The following is a 3,040-nucleotide window of genomic DNA, read 5'->3' as shown; positions in this document are numbered from 1 at the left end:
AGCAGCGAGTTGGCCACGTACTCCGGGAGGACCGTGGCGGCCAGGTGCCGCCACACCTCCCCGGCGGGCCGGAAGACCGATCCCACCACCACCAGAACCGGCACGGCGAGAACCAGGGCCGTGGCCCCGACCGCCGGCCCCAAGCCGCTCCGGGGGAGGAGCGCGCGCAGTCGGCTCCCGGAAGGGACCGGGTCTACCGCCATCCGGCCCGATCCATGATCCGCACCGCCTCCGCATTGTGCTGCCCGAGGGCGGCCAGGTTCACGTCGTCGGCCACGAACGGCCCCCACGCGGCGAGGGTTTCGCTCACCGGGACCCCCGGGCGCACGGGGTACTCGAAGTTCACCTCCGAGTACCAGCGCTGCGCCTCTTCACCGGCCAGGAACTCCAGGAGAAGCATCGCGTTTTCCGGGCTCCGGGCGTGGCGGGTCACCCCCGCGCCGCTCACGTTGACGTGGACGCCCCGCCCGCCCTGGTCGGGCCAGAACACGCCCACCTTGGCTGCCGCCTCCCGGTCTTCGGTCTGGGACGCCTGGAGCATCCCCCCCAGGTAGTAGGTGTTGGCCAGGGCCAGGTCGCACTGTCCGGCGGCCACGGCCTTGATCTGGTCCCGGTCTCCCCCCTGGGGCGGGCGCGCGAAGTTGGCCACCAGTCCCCGAGCCCAAGCCTCGGCCTGCGCCGGTCCCCGGGCGGCGACCATGGCGGCGACCATGGACTGGTTGTAGACGTTCCCCGAGGAGCGCACACAGACTTTTTGCCTCCAGCGGGGGTCGGCCAGGTCCTGATAGGTGGAGAGGGTGGAAGGGTCCACCCGGCCGACCGCGTACAGGATGGGGCGCGCCCGCAGGGAGAGGCCGAACCAGTGTCCCTCGGGGTCCCGGTAGCTCGGGGGGATCGCCTGCTCCAGGGCTTCGGAGCGCACTGGCCGGAAGAGGCCCGCCTCCCGGGCCCGGTTCAGGTTGCCCGCGTCCACCGTGAGGAGGAGGTCGGCGGGGGAGTGGGCTCCCTCGCTCCGCAGCCGCTCCATCAGCGCATCGGCGGAACCCGCTACCAGGTTCACCCGGACCCCGGTCCGGGCGGTGAAGCGGTCCAGGAGGGGCTTGATCAGGACCTCCTGGCGGGCGGAGTACACGTTCACCTCGCTGGCCCGGGCGCTCCAAAGGGGCGCGGCGGCCGCGATGGCGGCGAAGAGGAGGGGAAAGGCGCGTCTCATGGTCATGGAAATACCTCCGGGGAAGGATCCGTGTTATTGAGAATCAATATCCTTACAGGCCCGGCGGCGGCTGTCAACCTCGAAAGACTCTGGGCCAGACCTGCCTGTTTCAGGAGGGCATGGGGCCCGGGGTCGGAGGGGCCGGGCCCCTTTCCCCCGCGGGCCGCGACGGCGGCCCCGGTGGGGCGGGCATCCGGTACAAGTACACCGGGCTTCCTTCCAGGTCGGCCGCCCGGTGTACCGCCAGGGGCGTCCACCCGGGCACGGCGAAGAAGTTGCTCACCACCAGCGCCCCGGCCGGCAGCTCGGCTTCGAGTTTGGGCCGCAGGCGGGCCATCCCCCCCGGGTAGAGGTAGCACACCACCAGGACGGCGCGGGCCAGGGATACCCGGTGGAAGTCGGACCGGTGAATGGTGAGGTTGGGGAGGGGGGACAGCAGAGCCCTCAAGAGGGAGAAGGCCCATGGCGCGGGGGAGAGCTCGTAGGCCGCCACGGGACAGCCGGGGTAGCGGCGGGCCAGGGGAAACGCCAGCGTTCCCCACCCGGAACCCAGCTCGAAGATCGTGCCCTCGAGGCGATCGGGGAGCGCCGCGAGCAGGGTGTCGCGCACCCGGCGGTTCGTGGGGACCGGCGAGATGCCGGTGAGAAACGTATAGACCACCGTGAAGACGAGCCCGACCGCCACCAAGGCCGCCACGGCCAGATCGAAGGTCATCCCGCCCGGCACCATGGTGTCGCCCCGAGTCTTTCTCCCCTCACGAAATCACCCCTCCCCCTCCCCCGTCCCGTGCTCCTTGCCCCCCGCCCCCCGCCCCCCGCCCCCTGCCCCATGCCCCCTGCCCCCTGCCCCCTGCCCCATGCCCTATGCCCTATGCCCTATGCCCTATGCCCCCGCCCAGTTCCTCGTGCCGAAAACATGTCGCCAGGTGGTCGTTCACCATCCCCACCGCCTGCATGAAGGCGTAGCAGATGGTGGGGCCCACGAAGCGAAACCCCCGGCTCTTGAGGTCCCGGCTCAGGGCTTGGGACTCCTGGGTCTCGGCCGGCACCTCCTCCAGGCGCCTCCAGGCGTTTTGCCGGGGGGCCCCGCCCACGAACCTCCATAGGTAGGCGTCGAAGCTCCCGAACTCCTGCCGCACGGCCAGGAACGCGCGGGCGTTGGCCACGGCCGCCGACACCTTGAGGCGGTTGCGGACGATGCCGGGGTCGGCCAGGAGGGCGGCGGTCTTCCGGTCGCCGTAGCGGGCCACGGCCGCGGGATCGAAGCCGTCGAAGACCACCCGGTAGCGGGGGCGCTTCTTGAGGATCGTCTCCCAGCTCAGCCCGGCCTGGGCGCCTTCCAGCACCAGGAACTCGAAGAGGAGGCGGTCGTCGTGGATCGGCACCCCCCACTCCCGGTCGTGGTAGGCGAGCGAGAGTGCGGTCGCTGCCCAGGGGCAGCGAACCGGGGCGGAGGCGGTTTCGACCATGAGGGCTCCTTCGAAAGGGGCTCCCCGGCGCAGGCCGGGGGGCGTTCGGAAGAAGGATACTGCAGGCGGTGGACCCGGCGCTCACGCCTGGAAGCGCAGGGTACCGAAGCACGCCGGCAGGTGGAAGTTGCGCTCGGTCAGGGGGGACCAGGAGGCCCAGTGGGGGTGGGAGGTGTCGTCGCCGCACTTGTAGAGGTTCGCCCGCCAGACCTGCCCCGCCAGGGGGGCCAGGGGGCCGACCCGGGCCTCCAGGAGGTCCAGGGGCAGGGCGAAGGCGAGCGTCCAGGTGAGGGGAGCGGCCACCTCCGGTTCCACCACCGGGGGCAGAGACGAGACCACGGCGACCCGGCCGCCGTCC

Annotated in this window: 5 protein-coding genes; all 5 read right to left on the bottom strand. The window is 71.6% G+C overall.

The window, feature by feature from the left end; genetic code table 11:
- On the bottom strand, positions 1–203 hold a 203-nt coding region (locus AB1578_23105; GenBank protein ID MEW6490788.1), incomplete at its 3' end, for a hypothetical protein.
- Positions 194–1,213: a Fe(3+) ABC transporter substrate-binding protein gene (locus AB1578_23100; protein MEW6490787.1), complete on the bottom strand. Its 1,020-nt coding sequence runs from the start codon at positions 1,211–1,213 to the stop codon at positions 194–196. The genes AB1578_23105 and AB1578_23100, both read right to left, overlap by 10 nt.
- A 109-nt stretch (positions 1,214–1,322) precedes the next feature.
- Positions 1,323–1,928 carry an SAM-dependent methyltransferase gene (locus tag AB1578_23095; GenBank protein ID MEW6490786.1) on the bottom strand — a complete coding sequence of 202 codons (606 nt, stop codon included), beginning with the start codon at positions 1,926–1,928 and terminating at the stop codon, positions 1,323–1,325.
- Positions 1,929–2,082: 154 nt separating this feature from the next.
- Positions 2,083–2,682, bottom strand: a complete 600-nt coding sequence (locus tag AB1578_23090) for a DNA-3-methyladenine glycosylase I (GenBank protein ID MEW6490785.1) — start codon at positions 2,680–2,682, stop codon at positions 2,083–2,085.
- 81 nt (positions 2,683–2,763) lie between these two features.
- Positions 2,764–3,040 (bottom strand): carbohydrate-binding family 9-like protein (locus AB1578_23085; protein MEW6490784.1); only part of this gene is annotated, 277 nt, incomplete at its 5' end.

Source organism: Thermodesulfobacteriota bacterium (assembly GCA_040756475.1).
Classification (GTDB): domain Bacteria; phylum Desulfobacterota; class Deferrisomatia; order Deferrisomatales; family JACRMM01; genus JBFLZB01.
The sequence above is the reverse complement of the archived record's forward strand: the minus strand, read 5'-3'. Positions and strand labels throughout refer to the sequence as shown.